Source organism: Stenotrophomonas sp. WED208 (genome assembly GCF_040984485.1).
In the GTDB taxonomy this organism is placed as follows: domain Bacteria; phylum Pseudomonadota; class Gammaproteobacteria; order Xanthomonadales; family Xanthomonadaceae; genus Stenotrophomonas; species Stenotrophomonas riyadhensis.
This window is the reverse complement of record NZ_JAZARB010000001.1, coordinates 3,227,078-3,249,464: the sequence shown is the minus strand read 5'-3', so window position 1 is coordinate 3,249,464 and position 22,387 is coordinate 3,227,078. Positions and strand designations below refer to the sequence as shown.

General features: G+C 67.7%; 20 protein-coding genes. 12 read left to right on the top strand and 8 right to left on the bottom strand.

What is annotated here, in order from left to right:
• The first annotated feature begins 1 nt into the window (after position 1).
• The 6 genes from creC to VPH47_RS14670 all read left to right on the top strand — a co-directional run bounded on the left by creC (position 2) and on the right by VPH47_RS14670 (position 7,165).
• Positions 2 to 1,462, top strand: a complete 1,461-nt coding sequence (creC, locus tag VPH47_RS14695; RefSeq protein ID WP_368851116.1) for a two-component system sensor histidine kinase CreC — start codon at positions 2 to 4, stop codon at positions 1,460 to 1,462.
• A gap of 81 nt (positions 1,463 to 1,543) precedes the next feature.
• A complete protein-coding gene (gene creD, locus VPH47_RS14690; protein WP_110711667.1) occupies positions 1,544 to 2,863 on the top strand; it encodes a cell envelope integrity protein CreD in 1,320 nt (439 codons plus the stop codon).
• A 10-nt stretch (positions 2,864 to 2,873) separates the two neighbouring features.
• The gene (locus VPH47_RS14685) at positions 2,874 to 3,284 is read left to right on the top strand and encodes a hypothetical protein (protein WP_368851115.1); all 411 of its coding nucleotides are present in this window, start codon (positions 2,874 to 2,876) and stop codon (positions 3,282 to 3,284) included.
• Between the two features lie 220 nt (positions 3,285 to 3,504).
• Positions 3,505 to 5,082: a M20/M25/M40 family metallo-hydrolase gene (locus tag VPH47_RS14680; protein WP_368851114.1), complete on the top strand. Its 1,578-nt coding sequence runs from the start codon at positions 3,505 to 3,507 to the stop codon at positions 5,080 to 5,082.
• Between the two features lie 153 nt (positions 5,083 to 5,235).
• Complete coding sequence (gltX, locus tag VPH47_RS14675; protein WP_368851113.1) at positions 5,236 to 6,639, top strand: glutamate--tRNA ligase; 1,404 nt, start codon at positions 5,236 to 5,238, stop codon at positions 6,637 to 6,639.
• A 34-nt stretch (positions 6,640 to 6,673) separates the two neighbouring features.
• Positions 6,674 to 7,165 carry a Fur family transcriptional regulator gene (locus tag VPH47_RS14670; protein ID WP_004150412.1) on the top strand — a complete coding sequence of 164 codons (492 nt, stop codon included), beginning with the start codon at positions 6,674 to 6,676 and terminating at the stop codon, positions 7,163 to 7,165.
• An 82-nt stretch (positions 7,166 to 7,247) separates the two neighbouring features.
• Here VPH47_RS14670 and VPH47_RS14665 read toward each other — a convergent pair whose 3' ends face one another.
• The 5 genes from VPH47_RS14665 to VPH47_RS14645 form a co-directional block, all read right to left on the bottom strand.
• The gene (locus VPH47_RS14665) at positions 7,248 to 7,913 is read right to left on the bottom strand and encodes a hypothetical protein (protein WP_368851112.1); all 666 of its coding nucleotides are present in this window, start codon (positions 7,911 to 7,913) and stop codon (positions 7,248 to 7,250) included.
• A gap of 169 nt (positions 7,914 to 8,082) precedes the next feature.
• Positions 8,083 to 9,237 (bottom strand): HlyD family secretion protein, encoded by a 1,155-nt coding sequence (locus VPH47_RS14660; protein WP_368851111.1) that lies wholly within the window; start codon positions 9,235 to 9,237, stop codon positions 8,083 to 8,085.
• Between the two features lie 9 nt (positions 9,238 to 9,246).
• Positions 9,247 to 10,920: an MFS transporter gene (locus tag VPH47_RS14655; RefSeq protein WP_368851110.1), complete on the bottom strand. Its 1,674-nt coding sequence runs from the start codon at positions 10,918 to 10,920 to the stop codon at positions 9,247 to 9,249.
• The gene (locus tag VPH47_RS14650; protein ID WP_010483118.1) at positions 10,920 to 11,486 is read right to left on the bottom strand and encodes a TetR/AcrR family transcriptional regulator; all 567 of its coding nucleotides are present in this window, start codon (positions 11,484 to 11,486) and stop codon (positions 10,920 to 10,922) included. The genes VPH47_RS14655 and VPH47_RS14650 overlap by 1 nt, the downstream gene beginning before the upstream one ends.
• Positions 11,487 to 11,685: 199 nt before the next feature.
• Positions 11,686 to 13,896 carry a TonB-dependent receptor gene (locus tag VPH47_RS14645; protein WP_368851109.1) on the bottom strand — a complete coding sequence of 737 codons (2,211 nt, stop codon included), beginning with the start codon at positions 13,894 to 13,896 and terminating at the stop codon, positions 11,686 to 11,688.
• 136 nt (positions 13,897 to 14,032) lie between these two features.
• Here VPH47_RS14645 and VPH47_RS14640 point away from each other — a divergent pair, with 136 nt between their 5' ends.
• Together VPH47_RS14640 and VPH47_RS14635 are read left to right on the top strand one after the other, a co-directional pair.
• Complete coding sequence (locus VPH47_RS14640) at positions 14,033 to 14,446, top strand: MerC domain-containing protein (RefSeq protein ID WP_008264835.1); 414 nt, start codon at positions 14,033 to 14,035, stop codon at positions 14,444 to 14,446.
• A gap of 110 nt (positions 14,447 to 14,556) precedes the next feature.
• Positions 14,557 to 14,736, top strand: coding sequence for a 30S ribosomal protein THX (locus VPH47_RS14635; protein ID WP_004150462.1), 180 nt, complete (start codon positions 14,557 to 14,559; stop codon positions 14,734 to 14,736).
• Positions 14,737 to 14,886: 150 nt separating this feature from the next.
• Here the strand turns inward: VPH47_RS14635 and VPH47_RS14630 are convergent, their stop codons facing one another.
• The 3 genes from VPH47_RS14630 to VPH47_RS14620 all read right to left on the bottom strand — a co-directional run bounded on the left by VPH47_RS14630 (position 14,887) and on the right by VPH47_RS14620 (position 18,524).
• Entirely contained in the window at positions 14,887 to 16,137 is a 1,251-nt protein-coding gene (locus VPH47_RS14630; protein WP_180846339.1) for an ectonucleotide pyrophosphatase/phosphodiesterase, read from the bottom strand.
• 420 nt (positions 16,138 to 16,557) lie between these two features.
• Positions 16,558 to 17,049 (bottom strand): methylated-DNA--[protein]-cysteine S-methyltransferase, encoded by a 492-nt coding sequence (locus VPH47_RS14625; protein ID WP_368851108.1) that lies wholly within the window; start codon positions 17,047 to 17,049, stop codon positions 16,558 to 16,560.
• A complete protein-coding gene (locus VPH47_RS14620) occupies positions 17,046 to 18,524 on the bottom strand; it encodes an AlkA N-terminal domain-containing protein (RefSeq protein WP_368851107.1) in 1,479 nt (492 codons plus the stop codon). The genes VPH47_RS14625 and VPH47_RS14620 overlap by 4 nt, the downstream gene beginning before the upstream one ends.
• Positions 18,525 to 18,935: 411 nt before the next feature.
• Here VPH47_RS14620 and VPH47_RS14615 point away from each other — a divergent pair, with 411 nt between their 5' ends.
• The 4 genes from VPH47_RS14615 to ubiM all read left to right on the top strand — a co-directional run bounded on the left by VPH47_RS14615 (position 18,936) and on the right by ubiM (position 22,363).
• Complete coding sequence (locus VPH47_RS14615; RefSeq protein ID WP_110711678.1) at positions 18,936 to 20,099, top strand: hypothetical protein; 1,164 nt, start codon at positions 18,936 to 18,938, stop codon at positions 20,097 to 20,099.
• A gap of 58 nt (positions 20,100 to 20,157) precedes the next feature.
• The gene (locus tag VPH47_RS14610; protein WP_197610354.1) at positions 20,158 to 20,703 is read left to right on the top strand and encodes a DUF4019 domain-containing protein; all 546 of its coding nucleotides are present in this window, start codon (positions 20,158 to 20,160) and stop codon (positions 20,701 to 20,703) included.
• A gap of 11 nt (positions 20,704 to 20,714) precedes the next feature.
• Complete coding sequence (locus VPH47_RS14605; RefSeq protein ID WP_110711680.1) at positions 20,715 to 21,104, top strand: MAPEG family protein; 390 nt, start codon at positions 20,715 to 20,717, stop codon at positions 21,102 to 21,104.
• 80 nt (positions 21,105 to 21,184) lie between these two features.
• A complete protein-coding gene (gene ubiM, locus VPH47_RS14600; RefSeq protein ID WP_180860181.1) occupies positions 21,185 to 22,363 on the top strand; it encodes a 5-demethoxyubiquinol-8 5-hydroxylase UbiM in 1,179 nt (392 codons plus the stop codon).
• The last annotated feature ends 24 nt before the right edge of the window (positions 22,364 to 22,387 follow it).

Sequence of the window (22,387 nt, the reverse complement as noted above, 5' to 3'; positions counted from 1 at the left end):
GATGCGCCTGGTGCTGAAGCTGTTCCTCGGCTTCTTCCTGATCACCGGCATCGCGGCCTTCTTCGTGATGCGCGTGTTCGTCAACGAAGTGAAGCCGGGTGTGCGCCAGGCGATGGAATCGACCCTGGTTGACGCGGCCAACGTGCTGGCCGAGATGGCCGCCGCCGACGTCAAGGACGGCACCATCCGCAGCGGCAGCTTCACCCGCAACCTGGCCAAGGCACGGCAGCGCGACCTGAAGTCGATGGTCTGGCGTTTTCCCAAGCGCTCGCTGGATTACCGGGTGACCATCACCGATGCCAAGGGCATCGTCATCTACGACTCGCTGGGCCGTGACCTGGGGCGCGACAATTCGCGCTGGAACGATGTCTACCGCACCCTGCGTGGCGAGTACGGTGCGCGTTCCAGCCCCGAGATTCCGGGCGAGGAAGGCGATACGGTGATGCATGTGGCGGCGCCGGTGTACGATCCGGCCGACGGCCGCACCCTGATCGGCGTGCTCAGCCTGGCCCAGCCGAACCGCAGCATCGATCCGTTCATCGCTGCCAGCCAACGCGCCATCATCGAGCGCGGTGCGTGGCTGATCGGGCTGTCGGCGCTGGTCGGCGTGCTGGTGACGATGTGGCTGACCACCGGCCTCGGCCAGCTCAGCCGCTATGCACGCGCGGTCAGCGCGGGCGAACCGGTGCCACCACCACGGCGTCGCCGCGACGAGATCGGCGATCTCGGCCAGGCGCTGGAAACGATGCGCCAGAAGCTCGAAGGCAAGGCCTACGTCGAGCAGTACGTGCAGTCGCTGACGCACGAGATGAAGAGCCCGCTGGCGGCGATCCGCGGTGCCGCCGAACTGCTGCAGGAGCCATTGCCGGAGGCTGATCGCGTGCATTTCGCCCGCAGCATCGTCGACCAGCAGGAGCGGCTGACCGAGACCATCGACAAGCTGCTGGCGCTGGCCGAAGTGGAACAGCACGGCTGGCTGCAGACGCGTGACCCGATCGCGCTGCCGGCATTGCTGGCCGATGCGGCGGCGGCCGCGCAGGTGCGCGCGCAGGCGGCCGGCGTGCAGGTCCGCATCGGCAGCGTGCCCGACCTGCGGGTGCAGGGCGACGCCTACCTGCTGCGGCAGGCACTGCACAACCTGATCGACAACGCGATTGCCTTCTCGCCGGCCGGCGCGGAGATCGCGCTGCAGGCCGAGGTGGACGGGCAGGGCGTGCGCCTGCAGGTGGCCGACCGTGGCGCCGGCATTCCCGACTACGCGCGTGAGCGGGTGTTCGAGCGCTTCTATTCGCTGGCCCGCCCCGGCAGCGGGCGGCGCAGCTCCGGCCTGGGCCTGCCGTTCGTGCAGGAGGTCGCGCGCCTGCATGATGGGCGCGCCAGCGTGGATATCCGCGAGGGCGGCGGCACCGTGGCCAGCCTGTGGCTGCCTTTGGGTGTGCCAGGCCAGCGCCCGCGCCGCTGACTTCACACTCGCTTCAAATTCGCCACAAACCCTGCTCACCGCGGCGGTCCATCCTGCAGCCCTCTCCAACGAGGATGGACCATGAAATCCCTGAAGATGCTGCTGCGGTTCGCCATTGTCGGCGGGCTGATCCTGCTGCTGCTGGTGCCGCTGACCATGATCCGCGGGGTCATCAACGAACGCAGCGCGTACCGCGACGAGGCCTTCTCGCGGGTGGCCGACAGCCGCGCCGGTGCACAGCAGCTGGTGGGCCCGGTGCGGGTGGTGCCGTGGGTGGAACGCAAGCAGGTTGAACTGGTCGACCCGCTGGGCGTCAAGAAGACCGAGGTGCAGGTCACCGAGGGGCACTGGCTGCAGATGCCAGCGTCGCTGGAGGTGGGCGGCGAGATGCTGCCGAGCCAGCGTGAGGTCGGCCTGTTCAAGGTGCCGGTATACAGCTGGAACGGCCAGATGAAGGCGACGTTCGCTGCAGACGACTATCCGGTGAAGGCCGGCCGCAGCTACGGCCAGCCGTATGTGGCGGTGGGCATTTCCGATGTGCGTGGCCTGGTCGGTACGCCGAACCTGCGCGTGGATGGCAAGCAGCTGCGCCTGCTGCCGGGGGTTGGTGCGGCCAGCGAGGTGGGCCGCGGTCTGCATGCACCGGTGGCCGGATTCGCCGAAGACCATGGCGGCACGCTGGCTGCCAGCACCGTCGAACTCGAGCTGCGCCTGGATGGCAGCCGCATGCTGTCGGTGGTGCCGGTGGGCGATGACACCAAGATCGCACTGCGTTCGAGCTGGCCGCATCCGTCATTCAGCGGTGCGTTCCTGCCCAACGAGCGTCGCGTCGACGCACAGGGCTTCGATGCGCGCTGGGCGGTGTCTTCGCTGGCCTCCGATGCACAGCGACAGCTGCGCAATGATGGTGCGGTCGAGTCGCAGGCGGTGACGGTGTCGCTGGTTGATCCGGTCGATGCCTACACCCAGGCCGACCGTGCCTCGAAATACGGCGTGCTGTTCGTGCTGCTCACCTTCGTCGGCTTCATCCTGTTCGAGCTGATCAGGTCGCTGCGCATCCACCCGCTGCAGTACCTCATGGTGGGCCTGGCGCTGGCGATCTTCTTCCTGCTGCTGATCAGCCTGTCCGAGCACATCGCGTTCTGGAAGGCCTATCTGGTCTCGGCGGTGGCCTGTATCGGCCTGCAGGCGGTGTACCTGGCCAACGTGCTGGGCCACTGGAAGCGCGGCCTCGGCTTCGCTGCGCTGCTGACCGTGTTGTATGGCGCGCTGTATGGCCTGCTGGTGTCGGAGAACAACGCGCTGCTGATGGGTTCACTGCTGCTGTTCGTGATCCTGGCGCTGGCGATGTGGGTGACCCGCCGGGTGGACTGGTACGCGCTTGGCGCGGAACTGAAGTAAGGAGCACGTCATGAGCTGGCGCCAGGGATTGCGGCAACGGGCACGGCAGGGCATTCCGGCCCTGCTGGAAGTGGATGCGCTGCTGCAGGCACATGGCGTGCTGGCGGCCCTGCCGGGGGCACGGATCGCCCCCGGCCTGGTCCGCTTCCAGCTGGCGGCGGCGACCTGCGAGGGACTGCAGGGCAAGGGGCTGGGCTGGCTGCAGGACGCGCGGCAGGGACGCGGCGCGCTGGCTGGCCGGGTGCCGCGCTACCGGCCATGGAAGGCCGGGGCGGAGGCGCTGGCCGAAATCGGCATCGGCGGCCTGCCCGAGGACTGGCCCGCACATGCGTCGGTGTACGGCTGCAGCAGCATCGACCGGCGGCACTGGTTGCTGCTGCTGCCGGAGCGGGCGCAGCTGTGGCTGGGATGGAGTGGATGAGGTGGCGTGGCAGGTGCGAACCAACCACTCTCCTGTGGCTGCGAACCAACCACTCTCCTGTGGATGCGAACCAACCACTCTCCTGTGGATGCGAACCTTGGTTCGCACGCTTCCGCGCTGTCCATGACCGATGGGACGGTATCGGCGCGCCCCTGCTGGCTAGACTCGATGGGTTGATGATCGAGCCGAAGGGCAGGGGTGCGATGTGATGAAGTGGGGCATGCTGGCGGTCGCGCTGGCGATGGGTGGCAATGCAGGCGCGCAGCAGCGCGAGCCGGTGGACCTGGACATGGTCAGCCGCATCCGCCAGGAGGCCTTCCACCGTTCGCAGGTGATGGACACCTTCAGCTACCTCACCGAACGCATCGGCCCGCGACTGACCAACTCGCCGGCGATGGGCCGCGCCAATGCGTGGACCCGCGGCAAGTTCAACGAATGGAAGCTGGACAACGTCCACGACGAAGCCTTCGACGACTTCGGCCGTGGCTGGGAGTTCACCTCGGCCAGCGTGGAGATGCTGGGTGACCGTGTACAGCCGCTGCATGCACTGCCGAAGGCGTGGACGCCGGGCACCAAGGGACCGGTTGAAGGCGAACTGGTGCAGGTCGAGATCAAGAAGCTCGAAGACATCGAGAAGTACCGCGGCAAGCTGCGCGGCAAGATCCTGCTGCTCGGCGAGGCGCGCGAATACAAGCGCGGCACCGAGCCCGATTCGCACCGCCACGACGCCACCTCGCTGGAAGGCCTGCAGGAGTTCACCCTGCCCAAGGACAAGGACGCCACCGCCGAGCGTGCCAAGCGGGTCAAGGAGTACCAGGAACGCCAGCAGCTGGCGACCAGGGTCGATGCGTTCTTCGTCGAAGAAGGCGCGCTGGCCTCGATCAGCATCAGCAGCTGGGACAATGGCATCATCCGCGTTGCCGGCGGCGGCTCGCGCAAGGCCGGTGAGTCGGTGGGCATCCCCGAGCTGGCGATGATCAGCGAACACTTCAATCCGCTGGTGCGCGCGCTGGAGGCCAAGCAGACCGTGCGCCTGCGCGTGGATGTGGCCGCGCGCTTCACCGACGAGGCCGACCAGCCCGGCTACAACACGCTGGCGGAGATCCGTGGCAGCAGCAGGCCCGATGAAGTGGTGATGATCGGCGCACACCTGGATTCCTGGCACAGTGGTACCGGTGCGGCCGACAACGCGGCCGGCGTGGCGGTGATGATGGAAGCGATGCGCATCCTCAAGGCCACCGGCGCCAAGCCCAAGCGCACCATCCGCGTGGCGCTGTGGAGCGGCGAGGAGCAGGGCCTGATCGGCTCGCAGGCCTATGTGGCCAAGCACTTCGGCCGTTTCCCGGAACCCACCGACCCGGCGCAGAAGGCGCTGCCGGCCTCGCTGCGCGAACCAACCGGCGCGCTGCAGAAGACCCGCGACTACGGCAAGTTCCAGGTCTACTTCAACATGGACAACGGCTCTGGCCGCTTCCGTGGCATCTATGCACAGGAAAACCTCGCGGCGATGCCGATCTTCGAAGCCTGGCTGGCCCCGTTCCATGACGTGGGCGCTACCACCGTGGCCACCCGCAACACCGGCAGCACCGACCACATCAGCTTCGACCGCATCGGCCTGCCGGGCTTCCAGTTCATCCAGGACCGGCTGGACTACTTCACCAATGTCCACCACAGCCACCTGGACACCTGGGACCACGCCGAACCGGAAGACCTGAAGCAGGCCGCGGCCATCGTCGCCTCGTTCGCCTACAACGCCGCGATGCGCGAGCAGTCCTTCCCGCGCAAGGTAGAACCGTAAAAGGGGACGGAGGGGATTAAGTCGTTTCTCCCCTCCGTTTCCCGGTTGCAGGCCCAGCGGCTGGGCAATCGCGACTTAATCCCCTCCGTCCCCTTTTTCCGTCGGGGGCGGCGGGCTGGTAAAATCGGGGGATTCCCGTTCCTCGAGCCGTCCATGACCTGCCGCACCCGCTTCGCCCCCAGCCCCACCGGTTACCTGCACATCGGCGGTGCCCGCACTGCGTTGTACTGCTGGCTGGAGGCCCGCCACCGTGGCGGCGAGTTCGTGCTGCGCATCGAGGACACCGACCGTGAACGCAGCACCCAGGGCGCGATCGACGCGATCCTGGAGGCGATGGAGTGGCTGGGCCTGGATTACGACGAGGGCCCGATCTACCAGACCGACCGCGTCGCCCGTTACCAGGAAGTGGCCGAGCAGCTGATCGCCGACGGCAAGGCCTACTACGCCTACGAAACCCGCGAAGAGCTGGACGCGATGCGCGAGGCCGCCATGGCCAGGCAGGAGAAGCCGCGCTACAACGGCGCTGCACGCGAACTGGGCCTGCCGCGCAAGGACGACCCGAACCGCGTCATCCGCTTCAAGAACCCGCTGCAAGGCACGGTGGTGTTCGACGACCTGATCAAGGGCCGCATCGAGATCGCCAACAGCGAGCTGGATGACATGGTCATCTTCCGCCCGGACGGCTACCCCACCTACAACTTCGCGGTGGTGGTGGATGACTGGGACATGGGCATCACCGAGGTCATCCGCGGCGACGACCACATCAACAACACCCCGCGCCAGATCAACCTGTACGAAGGCATCGGCGCGCCGGTGCCGAAGTTCGGCCACATGCCGATGATCCTGGACGAGCAGGGCGCCAAGCTGTCCAAGCGCACCGGCGCGGCCGACGTGATGCAGTACAAGGACGCCGGCTACCTGCCGGACGCGCTGCTGAGCTACCTGGCCCGCCTGGGCTGGTCGCACGGTGACCAGGAGCTGTTCAGCCGCCAGGAGCTGATCGACCTGTTCGACGTGAAGGACTGCAACTCCAAGGCCTCGCGCCTGGACATGGCCAAGCTGGGCTGGGTCAACCAGCACTTCCTGAAGACCGAGGATGTGGCCGCGATCGTGCCGCACCTGGTCTACCAGCTGCAGAAGCTGGGCCTGGACGTGGCCGCCGGCCCCGCCCCGGAGGACGTGGTGATCGCCCTGCGTGAACGCGTGCAGACCCTGAAGGAAATGGCCGAGAAGGCGGTGGTCTGGTACCAGCCGCTGACCGAGTACGACGAAGCGGCGGTGGCCAAGCACTTCAAGGCCGGTGCCGAGGTGGCGCTGGGCAAGGCCCGCGAACTGCTGGCGGCGCTGCCGGAGTGGACCGCCGAATCGGTGGGCGTGGCCCTGCACGACGTCGCCGCCGCGCTGGAGATCGGCATGGGCAAGGTCGCCCAGCCGTTGCGCGTGGCCATCACCGGCACCCAGGTCAGTCCTGACATTTCCCATACCGTGTACCTGGCCGGCCGCGAGCAGGCCTTGAAACGCATTGATGTGGCCATCACCAAGGTAGCAACGGCCTGAGGCATCCTTGCCAGGCCCGAACCGGAGAACACGCATGCCCGCCAAGACCGCCACTGCCTGTACCGCCCCGCACCACCACGTCCATGACGCGTCGGATTTCGTGGCGGTGGTCGAGCGTGTCTCGCGCGAACGCGGGCTGCGCCTGACCCCGATCCGCGCCAACGTGCTGAAGCTGATCGCCGAGGCCGGCAAGCCGGTCAAGGCCTACGAGCTGCTGGAATGGGTGCGCAACGGCAAGGGCGTGGGCGCTGATGCCCCGCCCACCGTATACCGCGCGCTGGACTTCCTGATGGCCAATGGCTTCGTGCACAAGCTGGAGTCGGTGAATGCCTTCGTGGCCTGCCACCATCCCAGCAGTGCCGCGCACTCGGTGCCGTTCCTGATCTGCAACAGCTGCCACAGCGCGGTGGAACTGGAAGACCGCGAGATCGTCACCCAGCTGGAGAAGCGCGCCAAGGAGCTGGGCTTCCAGCCGCAGGCGCAGACCCTGGAAGTGCACGGCCTCTGCGCGCGCTGCGCCGGGTAACGCAACGGTAGTGCCGGCCGCTGGCCGGCATGAGGAGCGGGGTCGGATCCCTTTGCCATTGGCAAAGGGATCCGACCCCATTTCACAGGCGCTGCCGCAGCCGCTTCAGCACCACCTTGCGCGCAGCCATCAGCTCCGCATCCTCCAGTGCCAGCGACTGCAGCCAGTCCAGCGCTCCAGCCACAGACGCACCGCGCGCGGCATACAGCGCCAGGCTCCGCCCATGCGCCGTCGGCGCCTGCTCGCATGCGCGCCGAACCACCTGCAGCAGCGACTGCTGGGTAGGGGCCGGCACTACGACGCCATTGTCGAACGACAGCAGCACGTTAAGCGCCGCCAGCGCCCGCCAAGGCGCCAACATCGGATCAGCTTGGTTGAAATCGGCCCGTTGGCAGAACGCCAGAAGCGCGTCTACCGATGCTTCGCTACGCACTTCTTCCAGCACCGCGATGGCATAGGTCGCCATCGGCACGTCATCCAGCAGCGGGCGCAGCCCCGCCACCCCACCGTACCCGAAGGCCGCACACGCCCGCGCCCACGGCGCCATCGGCGCGAAGTGCGTGCCATCGGCGTTGTACTGGAATGCCTCGCGCCAGCCGTGCAGCGCACACAGGCGCTCGATCTCGGCCGCACCGTCGCTGCCGTGTTCAAGCACGAAGCGGATCAGGTCCTCTACTTCGATGGCGCCGCCATGTTCCAGCGGCGCAGGCCCCTTGGCCGCCTTGCTGGCCAGTGCGTTGAATTTCATGATGTCCGATTGTTCGTGGGGCAAAGCAGTCGAGCATGGCTCGACGCTACAAAGAAAAGAGTGGAGCACAGGCTCCGCCTTTGATTCCATCCCTTTGAGTCACGTGGCTGACGCGCACGGAACCTGTCCGGCGCCGGGGGAGCAAGCTCGACGCGACCGGGCCCATGCCTCAGTCCATCGGCTTGGACCGGGTATCCACCCGCACGATCACCGACATGCCTGGACGCAGCTGTGCCGCCAGCGCCTGGCCCTCGTTGATCGAAATCCGCACTGGCAGCCGCTGCACCACCTTGGTGAAATTGCCGCTGGCGTTGTCAGGGCGCAGCACGCTGAACTCCGAACCTGTGGCGGGTGCGATCTCCTGCACGCGGCCGCGCAGCACCTGGCCCTGGAACGCGTCCACCGAGAACGTGGCCGGCTGGCCGATCGCCATGCCCCAGGTCTGGCCTTCCTTGTAGTTGGCCACCACCCATAGCGTGTCAGGCACCAGGAACAACAGCTGTGAACCGGCGGCGACGTACTGGCCCACGCGCACGCTGGCTTCGCTGATCTGGCCGTTGCGCGGCGCATGGATCACCGTGTTGGCCAGGTCGATGCGCGCCAGTTCCAGCTGTGCCTGTGCGCTCTCCACCTGGGCCTCCAGGCTCTTGCGCGCCACCTGGGTCGACACCAGCGTTTCCTCGGCGATGCGGATCTGCGCCTGCGACTGCTGCACGCTGGCCTGTGCGGAGGCCTGGGTGGTGCGGAACTTGTCGCGGTCGTTGATCGATACCAGCTGCTGCGCTGCCAGCTCCTCATAGCGCTTGGTCTCGTTGCGCGAGCGCTGCAGCTCGGCCTGGCCCGCCGACAGCGTGGCGTGCGCCGAGGCGATCTGCGCACGGTTCTGGGCCTGCGACTGGTCGGAGTTGGCCAGGGCCGCGCGTGCGCTGTCCAGCGTCGCCTGTGCCTGGGCGACGCGCTGCGCGTAGATGCGGTCATCGATGCGCAGCAGTGGCTCGCCCTCCTTCACGTGCTGGAAATCCTTCACCAGCACTTCGGTCACGTAGCCGTTCACCTGTGGCGCCATCACCGTGATCTGTCCGCGTACATAAGCGTTGTCGGTCACCATCACGCTGCTGGTGAACGGCCACAGGTGCCAGGCGCGCAGGATCAGTGCAATGCCCAGCAAGGCCACCACCACCATCACCACCACGCTGCGCGCGCTGGGCTTGAGGTACTTCGGCGCGACCGCAGGTTCTACCGGCGTGGGCGCGGGCGCCGCGTCGGTCGGTGGCGGAGGGGTCACGTTGTCGGTGTCGTCGGGTCGGGGCGGGACGGGAGGCATCGGGGGGACTCAGCGGGGCGCGGCCGGCGTGGCCGCAGCGGGGGAAGTGGGGTGGCGCTTGCGCCATTGCTTGAGCACGGCGGTGCGCAGCGACAGCAGCAGCAACCAGCACAGGAAGCCGATCGCCAGCCATCCGCTCAGCGTGAACACGTCATTGAAGCCTCGCACATTGGCTTCGCGGCGCGTGGTCTGCGCCAGCTGCGCGCTGCCCTGCGCGCTGCGCAGCACCGGGTCGGTGATCTGTGCGCTGTACAGCTGCTGCTGGAGGCGCAGGCGTTGCGCCACCACCGGGTCGGCCGGGTCGAGCTGGCTGGTCAATGCACTGGAGTACAGCTGCTCGCGGTGCAGCTGGAAGGTGCCCAGCACCGCCGAGCCGGCCAGGCCACCCAGCGTCTGTGTGATCGACAGCGTCACCAGGAAGGTGATCATGTGGTCCACGCCCTGTTTCAGCGCGGCGGAAATGCCGAGCATGATCAACGGGCCCATGAACATGCCGGCACCCACCGAGGCCAGGAACTGGCTGACGTAGAAGTCGTGCGGCCGATCCATGCTGGTGCGGTGCTGATCGAAGAAGGCGGCAGCGCCGAGCAGCAGGATCGCCATCAGCAGCTGGGCGATCAGCCGCTTCGGGCCGAACGTCAGCGAGGCACCGGCGATGCCGGTGACCACGCCCGCGAGGATCACTACGAACAGCGGGCGCATCTGGTCCGGGCCCATGCCCAGCGTGCGCATCAGGTTGACCACGCCATAGGACTGCTCGGTGGTCAGGAAGCGGATCAGGAACGCGCCGACGATGAAGTGCAGCACCGGCAGCTTCGACAGCCAGCGGATCTGCAGCAGCGGATTGCGTCGGTAGTGTTCGATGATGAAGGCGGTGGTGGAGAGCACGATCGAGGCGACCAGCGCCCAGCCCAGCCACGGTGTGTTGAGCCACCAGCGCGTGTAGCCCTGCGCCAGTACGATCACCAGCAGCGCGACAGCCGGCGCAAGCAGGGCGAAGGTGAGGAAGTCCAGTGGCTCGAAGGCTTTCACCTGGATGCCGGGCGGCAGCTTCAGCACCACCACTGCCGCGAACGCGCACAGTGCCAGCCCGGCTTCGAATGAGTAGAGCTGGTGCCATTGGCCGGTATCGACCAGGCCCGGCGAGACGATCCAGGCGATCGGCACCGCCAGCTGCGAGAGGCCGACACCAACCACCAGCAGGTTGCCGGTGAAGCGGCGTGGCAGTGCCTGCAGCATGTACAGCGTGCCCAGTGTCGAACAGGCCGCACCGGCGAAGCCGCTGGCGGCACGGGTCAGCATCGTGGTCTCGAAGCTGCCGACGAACAGGTGCAGCACCGCCAGCGCCGCATACAGGCCTAGGCCGATCTCGGCGAACAGGCGGATGCCGTACTGCTGGCGGAACTTGAAGGCCAGCAGGTTGGCCGTGACGTTGACCATTGCATAAGCCGCCACCAGCCAGCTGCCCTGGGTCGGGGTCAGTGCCAGCTGGCCCTGCAGGAAGGGCAGGTTGGCGGTGACCAGCGCATTGCCAAGGCCACCGGTGATCGCCACCAGCAGCGACACCAGTGCATAGGCCACGCGTCGATAGGGGGGATGCCAGGGCATCGAAGCCGAACCGGGCATGGTCGGCTTCTCGTGCTCCTCCCAATCCGGAACCGGCTTCAGATACGGCTGGACCATCAGCGGGCCTCGCTGGTTGCTCCCTGGAGACCCCCGCGCAGCAGCTGCAGGGCACGCCCGGCCAGGTGGGCGCGCTCGTCGCGGGTCTTGCCGCGCAGGGCTGCGCCCAGCATGCCCGAGATCAGTGAAATATCCGTCTTTTCCAGGTCGGCCCGGCACAGGCCAGCGGCCTTGGCACGGGCGATCGGCGCTTCCAGCAGGTCGCGCACGGTCTCGCGCGCGGTACGCATGGCCGGCACGTCCGAATCCACCGCGCGCCAGTAATCGGCGAGGGCAGGCGAATCGATGATGCGCTGGGCCATACCCTCGAACACTTCGAACAGAGCGTCGTCGCGGTCGCCGAGCTGTTCGACCTGGCGTCGGATGCGGTCGACCGTACGTTGCAGCAGCGCCTGGATCAGCGCGGTGCGGTCGGGGAAGTTGCGGTACAGGGTCGCGCGGCCCACCTGGGCGCGTTCGACCACCAGATCCAGCGGGGCAGTGACGCCATGTTGGCCGAACACATGATCGGCGGCATCGAGGATGAGGGCACGGCGGGCAGCAGCATCGGCACGTTGGGCAGTCATGGGATTATTGTCGGACAAAAGTGTCCGTTTAGCGAGACATTGAGTGACGGGATTGTCCGGTTGTTGTCGTACGCACATCTTTGTGACGAATGCGTGATGGTGCGGGGCGAAATGAAAACGGGGGCCCGAAGGCCCCCGTGGGAAGGTGTGGGATCAGAGCCCTTTCCTTCGGAAAGGGATCCGACCCTGCCGCGCGCGATCAGAAGAACGCGCGGATGCCGAATGCGACACCACGGCCCGGCAGCGGCGAGTAGTCGCGCAGCAGCGAGGTGTGCGGGCGCACTTCGCGGTTGGTCAGGTTGCTGCCATCCAGGAACACTTCGTAGCTGTTGCTCGCGTTGCGATCCCAGCGGTAGGCCAGATGCGCGTCGACCAGGGTGTAGCCGTCGCTCGGCGCTTCGTTCTGGGCGACATCCTTCTGGCGGCTGTAGCGGACCGCACCGACCGAGGCGCGCCAGCCGTCCTTCGACCAGCGCAGGTCGGCGCCGACGCGGGCCGGGGCGATGCGCGGCAGGTAGCCGGTGTTGGCCAGCTCCACCGAGTAGTTGTGGTTGTGGTCGCCATGCGGCACGGCAATGTCGAGGTTGCGGCTGCCGCTGCCATCCAGCTTGGCCTTCACGTAGTCGCCGAACAGGCGCAGATCCCAGTCACCGGCGCCGCCTTCGAACAGGTGCACCAGCGCTTCGGCTTCGGCACCGCGGAACACCGCATCCTGCTGGGTCCACGCACGAACCGGCAGGCCCTCGGTGACGCCGGTGTCGGCCAGGTAGATGAAGTCCTTGAACCTGGTCTGGTAGACCGACGCGGAGAAGTCCAGGCGTTCGCTGTGGGTGTGGATACCCAGTTCCACGCGCTGGCCGCGCTCGGTCTTCAAGTTGGCGTCGCCGATTTCCAGCGAGCGGGTGGCGATATGCGCGCCGGCGGCATACAGCTCTTCGTTGGTCGGTGCACGCTCGGAGCTGTCCACGCCGATGCGCAGGTCGACGGTGTCGTTGAGCTTCCAGATGCCGGCCGCAGACAGGTTGGTGGCGCCGAAGGTGCGGCGGCGATAGTCACCGGTCGGGTCCAGCTTGACCTGGTCGTGGCGGCCGCCCAGTTCCAGCTTGAACGGGCCGAACTGCTTTTCCTGCAGCACGAACAGGCCGATGTTCTTCGTGCCGGTATCCGGTACGAACGCCTCTTCGCCCTTGGCACCGAAATCACTGTTGCCGAACTGCAGGCCGAAGGCGCCGTCCCAGCCGCCGATCTGCTGCTGCACGGCTTCCAGGCGCGCCTCGATGCCACGGTTGGTGAAGCGGGTGGACGGCGTGCCGGCTTCCAGCTCCACGTGTTCGTAGTCGGTGTAGGCCACGCGTGCATTGATGTTCTTCAGGAACGAGACCGGGTTGTAGATGCCGGCCTTGGTCTCGAAGCGGTTCTGCACCATGTCGATGCGCACGTCATGCTCGTCGCCGCCTTCCTCTTCATCGCCATGGTCGTGGCCATGGTCATGGCCATGATCATCGCCATCGGCGTGCACGTGCGCACCATTGGGAATGCCGTAGTTGGTGCGATAGGTGCTGGCCGATACGCCGAAGTAGCCGCCTTCGCCCAGCCAGGTCGCGCCGACGCCACCGGCGCGGGTGCGGATCGAGCTGTTGTCGAGGCGGCCGCGGCGCGGCTCTTCGCCTTCCTCGCCCGCGTGCTCATGGTCGTGATCGTGATCGTGATGGTCTTCAAGGCTGTCGATCACTGCATAGCCGGGAATGCGGTAGTCGTCGCCGTTGCGGACCAGACCATCCACGTGCAGCACGACATTGCCGCTGACGCCATCGAGGCGGAACATGCCGCTCCGCTCGTTGTTCACCGAATTGCCGCGCAGCTCGGCGCGGCCGCTGAGCGGGCGCTCCGGCAGCTCGCGCGCGATGCGGCCATCCACCACATTGACCGCGCCACCGATGGCGCCACTGCCGAACAGCAGCGTGGCCGGGCCCTTCAGCACTTCGATCTGGTCGGCCAGGAACGGCTCGATGCTGGTGGCATGGTCGGCACTGACCGTGGACGCATCCATGTTGCCCATGCCGTTGGACAGCACGGCCACGCGCGGGCCTTCCTGGCCGCGGATGATCGGGCGGCCGACGCCCGGGCCGAAGAAGGTGCTCTGCACGCCGGGCAGCTTGGCCACGGTATCGCCGAGGGTGCCGGCCTTCTGCTCGTCCAGGCGTTCGCCGGCCAGCACCTCGACCGGGCGCGCCAGCGATTCGGCATCGCCCTGCAGCGGCGAGGCAGTCACCTGCACCGACGACAGTTCGGTCAGGTGGCGGTCACGATGAGCGCTGTCATCGCCGGCGGCAAAGGCAACCGAAGGCAGCAGGGCGGCGAGGGCCAGAGCAAGGGAATGCGGCTTCAACCGCGGGGTGTGGGCGGGCATGGAGCGGGTCCTTTGTTACAGTGTATCAATCGCTGGGCGCACGTATCCCGTCAGCGGGACAGGGGGAGGGAAACCGTGCGGGTCGAGGATGGATGTTATATTATTCCATAACGATTCGCCGACCCTGCTGGAAGTCATGTCCCTGTCCTCACGCCTGCGCCACCTGCTAGACCGTTTCGGCGCCACCGGTTCGATGCTGTGCGCAGTGCACTGCGCGGTGATCCCCGTGCTGCTGGCGGCGGCGCCGTCGCTGGGCCTGTCGTTCTGGCTGAGCGATGGGGTGGAACAGGCGCTGGTGGTGTTCGTCACCCTGCTCGGATTGTTCAGCCTGGTCTGGGGCTACCGCCGGCACGGTGCGCTGCGTGCGCTGGGCTTCCTGATTCCCGGCCTGGTGGCGTTGTGGGCCGGCGTGCTGTACGACCCGCTGCACCACAATGCGGTGCCACACGCGGTGGTGATGACCATCGGCGGCCTGCTGGTGGGAGTCGCCCATCTGGTCAACCTGCGCCTCAACCACGGTCACGTGCACGACGCCAGCTGCGCGCACTAGGCGCTCCGTGATAGGATTTTCGATCGTGCGCGGGGGCGCCCAGCAAGGCGGCCCCGCCGAACCCGTGTCAGTACGGGGTAACCAGATTTCACATTTGAGGAGTTGAAGACATGGGTAAGGGTGACCGCAAGACCGCCAAGGGCAAGCGCTACAACGCCAGCTACGGCAACGCCCGTTCGCACACCGCGAGCAAGGTCGCCGTAGGCGCCGCTGCTCCGGTTGCCAAGAAGACCGTGGCCAAGGCTCCGGCGAAGAAGGCTGTGGCGAAGAAGGCCGTCGCCAAGGCCTGATCCGGCCCAGGCCGGTTCAACGAAAAACGCGGCGCCTGGCGCCGCGTTTTTTTGTGCCCGCGCGAAGGCCGGCACACGATTCTATGTAGAGCCGAGCCCATGCTCGGCTGCATTCGGCCAGCCGAGCATGGGCTCGGCTCTACAGGAGCGTCAGCGCAGGGTTTTCTTCAGCGTTTCCGGATTGCCATCGTTCGGCGCGGCCGGCACCTGCAGCAGGTGCGCCAGCAGTGGGTAGACGTCGACATTGTCGAAGCCGTCGATCACCAGGCCCTGGCGGAACGACGGGCCGCTGGCCACGAACACCGCGCGCATGGAGGGCAGGGCATTGTCGTAGCCATGCGAGCCGCGATCCTGATGATCTCGCTTGGCGATCTTTTCCTGATGCAGGGCGTCCCAGCCTTCATCCATCATGCAGACAATGGCGGGAATGCGCGGGTGGGTGCCGTAGTGCAGCCGCGGCGGCAGGTTCTCTTTCTTCCAGCACTCGTAGTGCGCGTGACGACCGAGCAGGGCGCGCTCTGCGGCGGCCTCATGGCCAGCCACCGGCGCGAAGCCCACCGACTGGCCCTGGCTGACATTGCGCGCGATGGCCGGGGCGGCCATTGATTCGGTGGCGATCACCTGGCCGACCGGGACGCTGGCCATGCCATGGTCGGAAACCACGATCACGTTGGTGGTCGCGGCGAGGCCGCGCTGCTGCAGGCCATCGAGCACCTGGCCGACGATCTGGTCGGCGCGCACGATGGCGTCGGCATACTGCTTCGATTCGGGGCCGTAGTTGTGGCCGGCCTTGTCCACGTGTTCCATGTACAGCGTGGTCAGGCGGGGTGCATCGGCGTCGGTCTGTGCAAGCCAATCGAGCACGATGCCGGCGCGCTGCTCCAGCGGTTCCTTGCCGTCGTAGACGCGCCACTGGCTCGGGCGCACACCGCGGATTTCCGATTCGCTGCCCGGCCACGAGGTGGTGGCCGAACGAACCCCGGCGTTCTCGGCGCCGACCCAGATCGGTTCGCCGCCCCACCAGCCGCTGGTGGTGACCGCTTCGCGATTGCTCAGCTCGAACCGGCCCAGTGCTTCATCGTCCATGCTGTTGTTGACGATGCCGTGGTGGTCCGGGCGAAGGCCGGTGACGATGGTGTAGTGGTTGGGGAAGGTCAGCGAGGGATAGGACGGGGTCATCCAGCGTGCACGCACGCCGCCGTCGATCAGGCGCTGCAGGTTCGGGGTCAGGCCGCGATCGAGTGCGTCGGCGCGCAGGCCGTCGATCGAGATCAGCAGCAGCTTCGGCGGCGCGGCCGCAGCGACAGCGGTGGGAATGGAGGCGGTAGGGGCGGGCGCGGTGGTGCAGGCGGCCAATGGCAGCAGCAGCGCCAGCGCGCAGGTCAGGCGTACGGAAGTCATCCGCGCATGATAAGCCGGTGCAATGACGCGCCCAAGACACGGCGCGCTATCGCGCGCCGTGTCCGCGCATTTTTCCCTATCCCCGCGCCTGTCGGCGCGCCCCCTTCAACAAGAAGGGGGTTTTTCCCCAGACATATTCCTGATGATTCCATCCACGCATGGCGTGCATCTACCGTGTCGACCAAGGTCGACACCTACCCACAGCCGCGCAGAATGACGTTCGGACAGATCGCAGGAACCTGTCGAAGGCGGGGGGGGTCCGGTTGCAGGGGCGTGAGCGCCATGGATGGCGCGACCGAGCTTACAGGGACGTACTTGCAGCGTCCCCTGCAACCGGACCCACCCTGCCTCCGCGCAGGAAGCCCGCTGTTGCTGTTGCTCTAGCCTCTGCGGGTGCCGGGCGCAGCCCGGCAAACCCTCTCAGGCGAACAGCGGGGCCTGGCGTTGTTCCAGTCGCAGCAGCGCGGCCTTGGTTTCCAGGCCACCGCCGAAGCCGGTCAGTGCCCCGTTGCTGCCGATCACGCGATGGCAGGGCAGGATGATCGGCAGTGGATTGCGGCCATTGGCAGCGCCGACCGCGCGGGTCGCACTGGGCTGGCCCAGGTGCTGGGCCAGCTGCAGGTAGCTCCAGGTCTGACCGAACGGGATCAACGCCAGCGCCTGCCACACCCGCAGCTGGAACGGCGTGCCGCGTGGCGCCAGCTCCAGGTCGAAGCTGCAGCGTTCACCGTGCAGGAACTGCAACAGCTGCTCGCGTGCTTCCGGCAGCGCATCCGGCGCGTAGTGCCAGTCGTCGCGGCCGCGTGCCGGGTGGCGGTTTTCCGGGAACAGCACATGGGACAGGCCACGCTCGTCGCCGGCGATGGTCAGCACGCCGATCGGGCTGTCGAAACGGTCGAACAACAGGGTCATGTCGGTTCTCCAACGAAAGTGCCGGACAGGTGCCACAGGTGCAGCACGGCATAGGCGCGCCAGGGACGCCACGGCTGCGAGCGCGCTTCGGTCGCGCGTTCGCTCAGGCGCTGGCCCTGTGCGTGGCCGAGGACCTGCTGCAGCACCAGGTCGCCGGCAGGGAAGGCATCGGGCTGGCCGAGGCCACGCAAGGCGATGTACTGCGCGGTCCACGGACCAATGCCGGGCAGTGCCACGCAGCGCGCAACGAATTCCTCCAATGCCTGACCGGGCCCGAAGTCGAGCTGGCCGCTGGCGCAGGCGGCGGCCAGTGCGCGTACGGTGGCGGCGCGGCTGCGCGGCAGGCCGATCGATTCCAGCGGCGCCCCAGCCAGCACCTCGGGGGCGGGGAACTGGCGATCGAATTCCGACGGCATGCCCGGCAGGTGCGCGCCATAAGCATCGACCAGTCGCCGCGCAAAGGTCGTGGCTGCGGCAACGGTGACCTGCTGGCCGAGTACGGCGCGCACGCCGACCTCGAAGCCGTCCCAGCCGCCGGGTACGCGCAGGCCGGGGCGCTCGGCGATGCCACGCGCCAGCAAGGGTTCCTCATCCAGTGCGGCGTGGACCTGCTGCAGGTCGGCATCCAGATCGAACACGCGACGCACGCGGCGCACGATGTCGGGGATCAGGCGCGGATCGACCGCGCCCAGCTGCAGGCGCAGTTCCGGGCGCTTCGGGTCGGCGGTGACGCGCAGCAGGGTGGGGCGCTCCTGCGTGCCGAGCACGCGCTGGTAACTGTCTTCGCCGATCAGCTCGATGCCGGGCAGGCTGCGCTTGCGCAGGAAGGCCAGCATGCGCGGGAAATCCAGCGGTGGCCGGTATGCCAGACGCAGTACCAGGCAGCCGTCATCGGCGGCCAGCGGCTGGTGCTGGCGACGCAGCGCCGTCGGTGCCATGCCGCAGCCCTGCAGGAAGGCGGTATTGAAGCGGCGCAGGCTGTTGTAGCCGGCGGCCAGCGCGACGTCGGTCACCGGCAGCGTGGTCTCGGTCAGCAGCTGCTTGGCCAGCAGCAGGCGATGGGTGGCGTGGATCTGCCCCGGCGTCGCGCCCAGGTGTTCAACGAACAGGCGCTGCAGCTGGCGCGCGCTGAGGCCGAGCTTCGTTGCAAGATCGGCCACCGGCTGCTCCTGCAGGAAACCGCCATGGATCAGCGCGAGGGCGCGCTGCACGGTCTGCCCGGCCAGTGCCTGCTGGGCCTGCGGTGCCAGTTCGGGACGGCAGCGCAGGCACGGGCGGTAACCGGCTGCCGCAGCAGCGGCCGCAGTCGGGTAGTAAGTGATGTTGCGCGGCTTCGGTGGCGGTGCCGGGCACACGGGGCGGCAATAGATGCCGGTGCTGCGCACGGCGGTGAAGAACACGCCGTCGAAGCGTGCGTCGCGGGCCAGGCGGGCGCGGTCGCAGGCGGCGGTGTCGAGGGCGAGGGCGGTGTCCATGGCGCCAGTCTAGGCGTGTGCGGGCGGGGATACTCGCCGGATTCGGACATGGATGCTGGAGGGGGTTCTGGCAGGGCTTGCAGCCCTGCACCCGCCGAGGCCAGAGCAACAGCAACAGCGGGCTTCCTGCGGGTGGGCGGGGTGGGTCCGGTTGCAGGGGGCGCTGCAAGTACGTCCCTGTAAGCTCGGTCGCGCCATCCATGGCGCTCACGCCCCTGCAACCGGACCCACCCCGCCTTCGACAGGTTCCTGCGACCTGTTGGGACGGCGTTCCGCAATGCTGTTGGTGGGTGGCGACCTTGGTCGGCACGCTTTTTTCCCAAGGGTCAGAAGGGGTTCAGTGCCACGCGCTGAATGCGCGCCCTGGACGGGTAGACTGTGGCTCTTGCTCCCATGAATCCCGGTTGCCCGATGTCCGCCAAATTCCGCTGGTTGCCCCTGTTGTGCCTGGCCCTGGCGGGCTGCAGTCAGCTGGAGAATCCGGGCAATGTGACCGCTGCCGACAAGGCGGCGCGGGCGCCGGCCAGCGATGGCGAGAACATGGTGTCGATCAATGCGGCTGACGCACCGCCACCGCCGGCGCCGCCGCGCAGCCGGGCGGATCGGCCGTGGCCGCAGGCGCAGTTGGAGAATGGCCGCGCCTGGGTCAGCTGCAGTACCGAGTACGCCGGTGAGGCGGGCGATGGCGTCGAGCTGGAGGGCCTGCAGCGCGAGCAGATTGCCCAGGCCCTGGCGCCGTGTGCCGAGCGTGGTCTGATGCGGGTGCGTTACGCCGGCAAAATCAATCCGGGCTTCGCCGAAATGATGTGGCGACTTGCTGTGGTCGCCGATGAACAGAAGATCCACAAGCGCATCCTCGATCTGGACTCCAGCGGCGGCCAGGTGGAATCGGCGATCGTCGCCGGTGACAGCATCGGTGAATCGGGCTGGACCATCTGGGTGCGCGAGGGCTCGATCTGCCACAGCGCGTGCGTGTTCGTGCTGGCCGCCGGTGACAACCGCCTGCTGTCGGGCAAGGTCGGCATCCACCGCATGATGCGCATCAGTTCCAAGGCCACCTCGCGCGCCGAGCTCAACCGCGAGCTGCACGAGGTCTACGACAACGTAAAGGACTACCTGCAGCGCAACGGCGTGGCGGTGGGCGTGGCCGATCTGATGATGACGGTGCCCAACCGCAGCCTGCGCCTGCTGACGCCGGACGAACTACGCCAGTACGGTCTGGATGGCACCAACGCGGTGCAGGACGATCTGGAACGGATCAAGCAGATGCGCGCCTGCGGCGATGACTTCGTGCAGCGCAAGGACGCGTTCCTGATCGCCTTCGACCAGCAGTGCAAGCGCGAAGGCGCCGACATGGAATCGATCAACAGCTGCGGCCAGGCCCTGAAGCAGCGCTTCGGCTTCCCGGATGCGGTATGCCCGGAAGAGAGCCCGCTGTCGGAAATCGATGTGGCGACGCTGCCGCCGGCACCGTCCGAGCCGCCGCCGGTGGCCGAACAGGCCCCGGCCGCAACCGGCACGCCGGCTGCGCAGGCCGATGCGGCGGCGGTGGAAGGCAGCGCCCACGCGCGCTGACGAACGGCTCACTGCGCTGGCGTAGACTGCGGTTCTTTCCCGAGAACCGGCGGTGTCCATGAAGCGCGTGCTCCTGCTGCTGTCCCTGCTGCCCCTGACTGTATTGGCGCAGGCACCTGCGCCGGCCACGCCCGCCCCGGCGCCCGCGCGTCCGGCCCCGTCATCGCCGGCGGCTGCGAAACCGGCCACGGCCGGCGCTCCGGCGTTGACCGCCGCGCAGCAGGCCCAGGTGCAGAAGCAGGATGCGGAAATGGGCGCGGCCGCAGTGAAGGCCGCGCAGCTGGTTGATGCCAACCGCGCCGGCGAGTTGTGGGATGGCGCTTCGGCCGTCGCGCGCCGCGCAGTACCGAAGGCCGCCTTCGTCAGCCAGTTGACTACCGAGCGCACGCGCCTGGGCGCGCTGGCCGGGCGGGGCCAGCCGACCATCACCCGGGTCAAGTACAGCGCCGGTGCCGCTGTGCCGGAAGGGCTGTACATCAACGTCAGCTTCCCGACCCGTTTCGCCAACAGCGCGCAGCCAGTGCGCGAGCTGGTCTCGTTCCGTTTCGACGAGGACCAGGTGTGGCGCCTGGCCGGCTACAGCCTGCGTGCGTCTGCACCCTGAGGAGATGATCGATGGCAACTGAACTGACGATGCTGGCCTGGTCGGTGCTGCTGGGCTTTGTCTACATCTTCGCCACCTCCACCGTAGTCACCCGCGAGCGCGGGATGAAGTGGAATGCCTCGGCACGCGATGGCGATGCAAAGCCGGTCAGCGCGCTGGCCGGTCGCCTGCAGCGTGCGCAGGCCAACTTCCTGGAAACCTTCCCGTTCTTCGCTGCCGCCGCGATTGCGGTGGTGGTGGCCGGGCGCGGCAACGACACCACGGCACTGGCCGCGCAGGCCTACTTCTGGGCGCGCGTGATCTACCTGCCGCTGTATGCCGCGGGTGTGCCCTACGTGCGCAGCCTGGTCTGGGCGGTGTCGCTGCTGTCGATCCTGGCGCTGGTGTTCGCGTTGTTGTGATCCCGGCCTGATCCAGATCAAGGCCGGTCAGGTGCGCGGCGCTATGCTGGCCCGGACTGAATCAACGGCAGGAGGCGCGCATGCGCAGGATGGACGTGGTGGTGGTCGGCGCTGGACCGGCGGGTCTGTGCTTCGCACGCGCGCTGGCCGGCAGTGGCCTGCAGGTCGGGCTGGTCGAAGTTCAACCGCGCCAGGCCCTGGCCGAAGCCGCCTTCGATGGCCGTGAGATCGCGCTGACCCATGCCTCGCGGCAGAGCATGGAGCAGCTGGGGCTGTGGCAGCGCCTGCCGCAGGCCGAAGTCGCTGAACTGCGCGATGCCAAGGTGATGAACGGCGGCTCGCCGTTCGCGCTGACCTTCGCCAGCAGCCAGGTCGACGGCCAGCCGCTGGGCTGGCTGGTGCCCAACCATCTGATCCGCCGCGCTGCGTGGGATGCCGTGCAGGGGCAGGACGGCCTGGAACTGTTCGACGGGCGCAAGGTGCTGGGCGTGCAGGCCGATGCGCAGGGCCACGTGGTCACACTCGATGACGGCAGCCAACTGCACGCGCGCCTGCTGGTCGCCGCTGACAGCCGCTTCTCCGCCACCCGCCGCATGCTCGGCATCGGTGCGCAGATGCGCGACTTCGGCAAGTCGATGCTGGTGTGCCGCATGCAGGTCGAGCGCGACCATCACCACACCGCGTGGGAGTGGTTCGGCTACGGCCGCACCATGGCGCTGCTGCCACTCAACGAGGGCCAGGCATCGGCGGTGATCACGCTGCCGCCGCGGCAGATCGAGGAGCTGCTGGCGATGGATGAGGTGGCCTTCGGTGAGGCCATCAGCGGTTGCTTTGAGCACCGCCTGGGCCGGATGCAGCCGGTGGCCACGCCGCAGGCGTATCCGCTGGTGGGGGTGTACGCGCACCGTTTCGTCGGCGAGCGTTCGGCGCTGATCGGCGATGCCGCCGTCGGCATGCACCCGGTCACCGCGCATGGCTTCAACCTGGGACTGGCCAGCGCACAGCGGCTCGCACAGGGCATCGTCGCGCAGCAGCGACGTGGTGCCGACATTGCCGCCGTCGGCATGCTGGCCAGCTACCAGCGTGGTCACCGGCTGGCGTCGCGGCCGCTGTACGAGGCCACCAATGCAATCGCCAGCCTGTATACCGACGATCGTCGCCCGGCGCGGCTGCTGCGCGCGGCGGGCCTGCGTCTGGCACAAGGCGTGGCACCGTTCAGGCAGCTGATCGCCTCACACCTGACCCAGCGCGTGGCCTGAACCGGTTCAGATCAGCCCGTTCAG

Excerpts from the sequence above, each read along its gene's own strand:
- VPH47_RS14625 (WP_368851108.1), bottom strand. The coding sequence starts at position 17,049 with ATGACCCTGTTGTTCGACCGTTTCGACAGCCCGATCGGCGTGCTGACC.
- VPH47_RS14605 (WP_110711680.1), top strand. The coding sequence starts at position 20,715 with ATGGCAACTGAACTGACGATGCTGGCCTGGTCGGTGCTGCTGGGCTTT.
- VPH47_RS14685 (WP_368851115.1), top strand. The coding sequence starts at position 2,874 with ATGAGCTGGCGCCAGGGATTGCGGCAACGGGCACGGCAGGGCATTCCG.
- VPH47_RS14650 (WP_010483118.1), bottom strand. The coding sequence starts at position 11,486 with ATGACTGCCCAACGTGCCGATGCTGCTGCCCGCCGTGCCCTCATCCTC.
- VPH47_RS14620 (WP_368851107.1), bottom strand. The coding sequence starts at position 18,524 with ATGGACACCGCCCTCGCCCTCGACACCGCCGCCTGCGACCGCGCCCGC.
- VPH47_RS14665 (WP_368851112.1), bottom strand. The coding sequence starts at position 7,913 with ATGAAATTCAACGCACTGGCCAGCAAGGCGGCCAAGGGGCCTGCGCCG.
- gltX (WP_368851113.1), top strand. The coding sequence starts at position 5,236 with ATGACCTGCCGCACCCGCTTCGCCCCCAGCCCCACCGGTTACCTGCAC.
- VPH47_RS14630 (WP_180846339.1), bottom strand. The coding sequence starts at position 16,137 with ATGACTTCCGTACGCCTGACCTGCGCGCTGGCGCTGCTGCTGCCATTG.
- VPH47_RS14615 (WP_110711678.1), top strand. The coding sequence starts at position 18,936 with ATGTCCGCCAAATTCCGCTGGTTGCCCCTGTTGTGCCTGGCCCTGGCG.
- VPH47_RS14610 (WP_197610354.1), top strand. The coding sequence starts at position 20,158 with ATGAAGCGCGTGCTCCTGCTGCTGTCCCTGCTGCCCCTGACTGTATTG.
- ubiM (WP_180860181.1), top strand. The coding sequence starts at position 21,185 with ATGCGCAGGATGGACGTGGTGGTGGTCGGCGCTGGACCGGCGGGTCTG.
- creC (WP_368851116.1), top strand. The coding sequence starts at position 2 with ATGCGCCTGGTGCTGAAGCTGTTCCTCGGCTTCTTCCTGATCACCGGC.
- creD (WP_110711667.1), top strand. The coding sequence starts at position 1,544 with ATGAAATCCCTGAAGATGCTGCTGCGGTTCGCCATTGTCGGCGGGCTG.
- VPH47_RS14680 (WP_368851114.1), top strand. The coding sequence starts at position 3,505 with ATGCTGGCGGTCGCGCTGGCGATGGGTGGCAATGCAGGCGCGCAGCAG.
- VPH47_RS14655 (WP_368851110.1), bottom strand. The coding sequence starts at position 10,920 with ATGGTCCAGCCGTATCTGAAGCCGGTTCCGGATTGGGAGGAGCACGAG.
- VPH47_RS14640 (WP_008264835.1), top strand. The coding sequence starts at position 14,033 with ATGTCCCTGTCCTCACGCCTGCGCCACCTGCTAGACCGTTTCGGCGCC.
- VPH47_RS14660 (WP_368851111.1), bottom strand. The coding sequence starts at position 9,237 with ATGCCTCCCGTCCCGCCCCGACCCGACGACACCGACAACGTGACCCCT.
- VPH47_RS14635 (WP_004150462.1), top strand. The coding sequence starts at position 14,557 with ATGGGTAAGGGTGACCGCAAGACCGCCAAGGGCAAGCGCTACAACGCC.
- VPH47_RS14645 (WP_368851109.1), bottom strand. The coding sequence starts at position 13,896 with ATGCCCGCCCACACCCCGCGGTTGAAGCCGCATTCCCTTGCTCTGGCC.
- VPH47_RS14670 (WP_004150412.1), top strand. The coding sequence starts at position 6,674 with ATGCCCGCCAAGACCGCCACTGCCTGTACCGCCCCGCACCACCACGTC.